A 6,966-nucleotide genomic window follows, 5' to 3' on the forward strand; every position below is an offset into this window, starting at 1 on the left:
CATAGGTATCTACACATTTATCGTGATACCTGTTATTACTTTGCAGAATGATTTCAACCTATCTGTTGGCGGGATTGACTCTCGCCTTACCCGCCGATATCAGACGCTGGTTAAACAGCATATGACGCCCGCGGCTCTTCTTGCTTCTGCGGTTAAAGACCTCGCAAGTGCTCAAAAATCAACTTTCGCAACTACCCAAGCTGTCTGGCGTTTTCTGAATAATAAGCGAATTAGCTTCAGTCAACTCAATGAGCCAATTATTTCGCTAGCACTTGAGCAAATTTCGCTTAGCCCGCATCCATACGCTCTCGTTGTTCATGATTGGTCACGTTTACAATTTCTTTACCATCATGCCAAATACGGACGCTTAAAAATGACGCACGGTGGCGATGTTGGATATGAACTTCAAAGCAGCTTGCTGGTTGATGCTGGCACGGGTTTGCCAATAGCGCCTCTATCTCAGACACTTACCGATGCAACCGGTTGTCATTCAACGTTGGCGGAAGGACTGTCCGAACGGCAGACACATATGGACGCCTTGACGACCGATATTGCCCGTGTGGAATCGCTTAATATAGGTAAAAAGCTGATTCATATAATTGATAGAGAGGGTGACTCTATTGGACATATGCGGACGTTGAGTACTCAAGGAATATGCTGGCTTATCCGAGGAAAAGAAGGACATGGTGCAGAGTGGCAAGGTAATTCATTGAAAATTGGTGAGATTGCTGCTCTTCTGCCATACAACGGATGCGGACAGGTAGACTGGAAAGGGAAAAAAGCTGATATGGAAATCAGTGAAACCTCGATAGTCATAACCCGAGCTGCGCAGCAGAAGCGTAAAGATAAAGAAACCGGCCGCCGCATAAAAATCCAACCTGGAGAGCCTCTGACGGTCAGATTGGTTGTTGTTCGGCTTACGGATGATCTCGGTAATGTGGTGGGACGCTGGACGCTGCTTACAAACGTTTGCAGCGAGATCACCTGCGAGGAAGTAGCTCGTTGGTATTACTGGCGCTGGAATATTGAATCATTTTTTAAGTTGCTGAAAGGTGCCGGACATGACGTAGAAACATGGCTTCAGCGCAGCGCGCCAGCCGTACTACGCAGGTTGTTAATAGCCAGTATGGCTGCTGTTCTGGTATGGCGGCTGCAACGCGCTGAAGGAGAAGAAAATGCGGCAGCCCGCCAGCTGATATGTCGCTTGTCAGGACGACAGCAAAAGCGAGGCCGCAGAGAGAGCGCTCCTGCTCTGCTCGCTGGCCTATCCATCTTGTTGAATACACTAAAATTATTATCGGAATATAGTCTGGAAGAACTTACTCATTTAGCGAGAGTTGCTCTTAAGCCTCCTCCCTGATGTGTAGATACCTATGCACTAAAAGGGCGGCGCTAACGGGGCCGCCATACGCTGAGCCGCTTTGCCGCCGCCGTCAGGGGTGTAGCCGCGCGCGAACCTCTTTGGCGATGGGCGCGGGCAAAAAGTGGTCCACATCGCCGCCGTGCAGCGCCACCTCTTTCACCAGCGTGGAGGAGATATAGGACCAGGCCTCGGCGGGTAGCATAAACACCGTTTCCAGCGCCGGCATCAGATGACGGTTCATTTTTGCCAGCTGCATCTCATAATCAACATCCGTCATGGCGCGCACGCCGCGGATGAGGATATTCGCCTGCTGCTGGCGGGCGAAATCGGCCATCAGATCGCTAAAGCCTGTGACGTTCACATTGGGCAGGTGGGCGGTTACCTGGGTTGCCAGCGCGACACGTTCATCCAAATCAAACAGCGGACGTTTGCTGGGGCTGGCGGCAATCGCCAGCACGACGACATCAAACATTTTTGCGGCGCGGGTCACCAAATCCAGATGGCCATTGGTCAGCGGGTCGAAGGTGCCGGGATAGATGGCTTTGTTGGTCATTGGTCATTTCCCCTCACGGCGTGGCTTAAGGCCCACAGGGTGGCGTATTTGTTGAAAGTATATTGCGCGTTCACCATGGCGAGCAACCAGCCCTGTTTACCGTCCAGAAAACCGGCGCGCAGCAGCCAGGTTTTGAAAAAAGCGCCGCTGGTGTGGCTGATAATGGCGAACATGCCGCATCTGCGCCCCTGGCGATGGCGCTCCCGCGCCCAGGCTTCCGCGTATTGAAGCTGTTTACGCTGAAAAGCCGGCAAATCGCGGCAGGTCAGATGCTGTAAATCCCCCGTCAGGGCAACGACATCGGCGCCGCCCGTCGCCAGTGATTCATGGACCGGCAGGGCGTTGTAACGATAGCGCTCGCGCGCATACAGCCGCACCACCCGATCCGGGTACCAGCCGCTGTGGCGCATGAAGCGGCCGAGAAACAGATTACGCCGCGCGCAGCTGTAAACCGCGTTGGCAGCGGGGTGTTGTAGCACGTCTTGAATCGCCTGGCGTAGCGGCGGCGTGACGCGTTCATCAGCGTCAAGCATCAGGATATAATCGCCGCTGGCATACGCCTGCGCCCGCTGACGCTGGATGCCGAAACCCGGCCAGTCCGTAGACTGGAAGACGCGTGCGCCCGCCTGGGCGGCGATATGGCGCGTTTCGTCAACGCTGCCGGCATCCAGCACCACGATTTCATCCGCCCAGCTGACCGACGCCAGACAATCCGGCAGCAGCTCAGCCTCATTGCGGGTAATGAGCACCACCGACAGACGCTTTCTATGCGACATTTACTGACTCCGTTGCGGCAGATAGGGCTCCAGCAAATTCAACAGGCGCTGGAGCGCGCCCTGATTCTGATGCAGCACCTCGACGGCGTGACGGCCGTAGTACAAACGGTAATCCTCGTCGGTCAACAGGGTGGAGACCGACGTGACCAACGACGCTACGTCGGTCACGGTAATCAAACCGCCGGCTTCATCCAGTTTGCTGCAAATATCGCGGAAATTCAAAGTATGCGGCCCCATCAGCACCGGGATTGCGTGCGCTGCCGCTTCCAGAGGGTTATGGCCGCCGCGCGCCACCAGGCTGCCACCAACAAACGCCAGATCGGCAATGCCGTACAGCAGCATCAGCTCGCCCATGGTATCCCCCACCACCACCTGTGTATCGGCGGATGGAATTTCGCCGCTGCTGCGCATGATGTAATGGAAGCCCGCCTTCATGGTCATTTCCCGCGCCGCCGGAAACCGTTCCGGGTGGCGCGGGACCAGGATCAGCAGCAGATCGGGAAAGTGGGTCAGCAGCTGGCGATGGGCCTGTAATAACAGCGTCTCTTCGCCCTCATGGGTGCTGGTGGCTATCCATACCGGGCGCCGGGATGCCCACTGGCGCCGCAGCGTAAGCGCCCGCGCCGCCAGCTCGGGCGTCACGGAAATATCGAATTTCAGGCTGCCGGTGACCGCCAGCTGATTCTTCTTTAGCCCGAGCTCAAGGAAGCGGGCGCCGTCCTCATCATTTTGCGCCGCGATGAGCGTAATACGGCGCATGATGCCGGCGACGAAGCCGCTAAACCTCTTATAACCGGCGGCGGAGCGGGCTGACAGACGCGCATTGGCGACCACCAGCGGGATGCCGCGGTGGTGCAGCGCCTTGATAAGGTTAGGCCACAGCTCCGTTTCCATGATGATAACCAGCTTGGGATTCACGTGATCGAGAAAACGGCTCATCGCCCCCGGCAGATCATAGGGTAGGTAGACATGATGGACATCTTTACCGAACGCCGACTGTACCCGCTCCGAGCCGGTGGGGGTCATCGTCGTGACGGTAATGGGCAGCAGCGGATAGCGGTGGCGCAGTGCACGCACCAACGGGATGGCCGCGAGCGTCTCGCCGACCGACACGGAATGCAGCATGATGCCGCCAGGTTTTACTTTGCCCCGACAAAAGCCGTAACGTTCGGCCCAGCGCCGGCGGTAGGTAGGCGCTTTTCTGCTGCGCCACAATAATCGTATCCATACCAGCGGCTGGATTAAAACTATGATTATGTTGTAGATCATTATAATTAACTATTGTAAGGCACAGCGACTCATGTGCTGAGTGAGTTTTTAACCAGATAATGTGAATATCCCTAAACCGGGGACATGCTAGCAGATAAGTCATTATCCCTCATTAGCGGTGAGGCATTTATCTGATTAGTGTTGAAAGCCGGCTGTGCCGCAAGCCAGCAAAACCGGCGTCAGGGTTATGATAGCAGTTGCCGGTACAGCGTCGTAAGCTGACGCGATAGATGCGCGGGCGTACAAAAACTCACCCGTTGACGCGCGGCCTCCCCCATCGTGGCGTCCTGCTCCCGGGAGGGGACCTCGGCGGCAAACGTGCGCAGGCTGGCGGTATCCAGCGCGTCGCAGATAAAGCCCTCGCGTCCCTGCTCGATAAACTCCGCACCGCCGCAGCGCTGGCTGGTAATCACCGGCAGGCCGCAGGACATGGCCTCGAGAATTACATTGGGAAACGGATCGTACAGCGTCGGCAGGATCAGCGCATCGGCGGCGTGGTAATAGGGCAACACATCTTGACGGACGCCGGCGAAGCGCACGCGCGACAGGCAGCCCAGGCTTCGCGCCAGCGCCTGATGGCGGCGCTGATGTTTGTCTTGTCCGACGATAATCAGATAGCGATCGGTGGCCGCCACTGCCTCGAGGGCTTGGCGTAGTCCTTTGCGTGCAAAACCGGAACCGACGAAAATCAGCGCGCAGGCCTGCTCGGGAATCGACAGCGCTTCCCGGGCCGCCCGGCGTTGCGCCCCGTCGGCGGGGGCGAATCGCTGGGGATCAATGGCGTTATAAATCAAGGCGAACTTATCCTCCGCCACGCCGTAGTAACGCATGATGTCGTTTTGCACCATCGCCGAATTGCAGATGATTTTCTTAAGCTTGGGCGAATGAAACATTTCGCGCTCTGCCGACAGGACATAACGGTGATAGCGGCTGATGTGCGTCAGCCAACGCTGGTGGGCGGGGATGATACGCGCGCGCTGCTCCAGCCACGCCTGGTGGACGCCATCGCCGGCGCGAAAGACATCGCAGCCGGCGATGCGCTCATGGCTTTGCACCAGACTGAACTGATGCTGTTGCCAGTACTGCCGGGCGGCCGCGGCAAAACCGCGCTCACGCGCGATGCGGCCGCTGCCGCCCGGGTTACAAATGTGCACATGCCAGTCGGGTTTGGGCTCCCCTGACCACTGGCGGGTGATGATGTTCAGCTCCAACCCGCTGTTATCAAGCGCCTCCAGGGCGCGGGAGATAAAACGTTCCGCGCCGCCGTCGGGACGGTATTTTTGCCGTACTATCGCCAGGCGGATAGTTGTCATGTCGGATTTTCCCTTACCGCCGCGGTCCACGGGCGGCCGTTTACAATAACCTAAATACCCTTGTCGGTCCCGTACCCTGTGCAGACGGCGATTTTTTACCGGCGCCGTAACGGTTCAGGGCGCAGACTTCCTTAGCGCCGACGGCATCGGTGCCGAAAGATAGCTCATAGCCGCCGCCAGTACCGGCTCAAGCGGTATGGCGCTCAGATAGCGCTGCCGGGTCTGAGTATCAATGGTATCTGGATCCGGCAGTTCAGCATAATCTCCTGCCCACAGCACGGTACTTTTTTCGCTCCATGGCCGCCAGCGCTGCAGTTTCGTCGGGCCGAACAGCGCCACACAAGGGGTATTCAGCGCCGCCGCCATATGCATTGGCGCTGAATCGACGCCAATGAACAGACGCGCGCCATCAATGACCGCTGCCAACTGGGCAAGCGAGAGCTGTCCCGCCAGATTGACGGGCTTCACCCCGCGGCAAAGGGAAATGATATGCGCCACCATCTCTTGTTCATGCTTATCCGGTCCGGCGGTCAGCACCACCGGCAACCGGCTTGATGCCAAACCATCAATCAGCTGCGCCATTTTGGCGTCGTCCCAGCATTTATACAACCAGCGCGACGTGGGCTGGATGACAATATAGTCGCCCGTCACCTGTTGTTCGCGCAGTAACGCTTCGCCGCGGGCTTTATCCGCCGCGGCATAATACATGCTGCTGCGGCGGTCGGTAATCGCCAGGTTGAGCGGGTCCAGGATACTGAGGTTTTGCTCCACGGTGTGCAACCGGGCGTGATTGGCGGTGGTGACTAAATGATTGTGGGCCAGGCGCCAGAGGAAAGAGCGCCGTTTGGTATAGTTAAAACCGATCCGCTGCGCTGCGCCGCTGAGCAGGGCGACTATCGCGCTGCGCCATTGATCGGCGAGGTTGATGACCAGATCATAATGGCGAGCGCGCAACGTTTGCGCGAGGGCGTATTCTTGCTCCAGCTGACGCTTCAGGCCCTGCTTTTTCCATTGACGATCGATGACATGAATGTGGGCGATGGCCGGGTGATGCGCCAGAATCGGCGCCGTCTCTTTGTACAAAAGCACGTCAATTTCCGCCGCCGGGTAATGCTGGCGCAGATTATTGATAACCGGTGTGGTTAAAATCATATCGCCGTGGTGGCGCAATTTAATCAACAGGATCTTGCGGGGCACGGCGGGCGTAACGTCATGACACGTGGGCATGTTGGCGCGGACCTGTAATGAACAGTGAATTACTGAGCAGGACCGGCCAGGAAATGCAACTTGACAAGGGTGAACGCCTGCTTTATCCGGTAAATTCCAGCATGGAATACCATTATTAGATAATTATATGTATCGCATATGGTAACGACAACCTCTAATCATGCAGAGAGCGTCAGCTAGAGAACGGCGTCGTCGCGGCAGCGGTAACGATTCAAGCCCCGCTCCGCGCCCGGGGCAGATCCCGTATGGCCGGGGGCGGTTTGGCAATGTCTTATTAACTACCCCGGACGGTAGCGCCAGGCTCGGCGCAGGGATAACGGACCTGCTCATGCGACGTCAGATACCGTCTTGCTCATCATGATGCAAGAGCTATATTTTCATCGAAGGGTATTCCAGATTTTAAGACACCATAAGCTAATTGGAGTAATTTTCGCATTGCCGCGCAGATGCCTACTTTACCTCCTT

Annotated in this window: 6 protein-coding genes and 1 pseudogene; 1 reads left to right on the plus strand and 6 read right to left on the minus strand. The window is 56.9% G+C overall.

Features of this window, described 5'->3' with window-relative positions:
• On the plus strand, positions 1–1,360 hold a 1,360-nt coding region (locus CINSTRO3249_RS11115; protein WP_254304262.1), incomplete at its 5' end, for a flagellar biosynthesis protein FlhF.
• Positions 1,361–1,433: 73 nt separating this feature from the next.
• Here CINSTRO3249_RS11115 and coaD read toward each other — a convergent pair.
• The 6 genes and pseudogenes from coaD to CINSTRO3249_RS16650 all read right to left on the minus strand — a co-directional run.
• Entirely contained in the window at positions 1,434–1,916 is a 483-nt protein-coding gene (coaD, locus tag CINSTRO3249_RS11120; protein WP_074013335.1) for a pantetheine-phosphate adenylyltransferase, read from the minus strand.
• A complete protein-coding gene (locus tag CINSTRO3249_RS11125) occupies positions 1,913–2,692 on the minus strand; it encodes a glycosyltransferase family 2 protein (protein ID WP_074013336.1) in 780 nt (259 codons plus the stop codon). The genes coaD and CINSTRO3249_RS11125 overlap by 4 nt, the downstream gene beginning before the upstream one ends.
• Positions 2,693–3,961 (minus strand): lipid IV(A) 3-deoxy-D-manno-octulosonic acid transferase, encoded by a 1,269-nt coding sequence (waaA, locus tag CINSTRO3249_RS11130; protein WP_074013337.1) that lies wholly within the window; start codon positions 3,959–3,961, stop codon positions 2,693–2,695.
• 185 nt (positions 3,962–4,146) lie between these two features.
• Positions 4,147–5,274 carry a glycosyltransferase family 4 protein gene (locus CINSTRO3249_RS11135; protein WP_074013338.1) on the minus strand — a complete coding sequence of 376 codons (1,128 nt, stop codon included), beginning with the start codon at positions 5,272–5,274 and terminating at the stop codon, positions 4,147–4,149.
• A 114-nt stretch (positions 5,275–5,388) separates the two neighbouring features.
• Positions 5,389–6,501: a putative lipopolysaccharide heptosyltransferase III gene (gene rfaQ, locus CINSTRO3249_RS11140; RefSeq protein ID WP_074013339.1), complete on the minus strand. Its 1,113-nt coding sequence runs from the start codon at positions 6,499–6,501 to the stop codon at positions 5,389–5,391.
• Positions 6,502–6,856: 355 nt separating this feature from the next.
• Positions 6,857–6,966 (minus strand): annotated as a pseudogene (locus CINSTRO3249_RS16650) (IS110 family transposase); the annotation flags it as partial.

This window comes from Candidatus Sodalis sp. SoCistrobi (assembly GCF_900143145.1).
GTDB lineage: Bacteria > Pseudomonadota > Gammaproteobacteria > Enterobacterales > Enterobacteriaceae > SoCistrobi.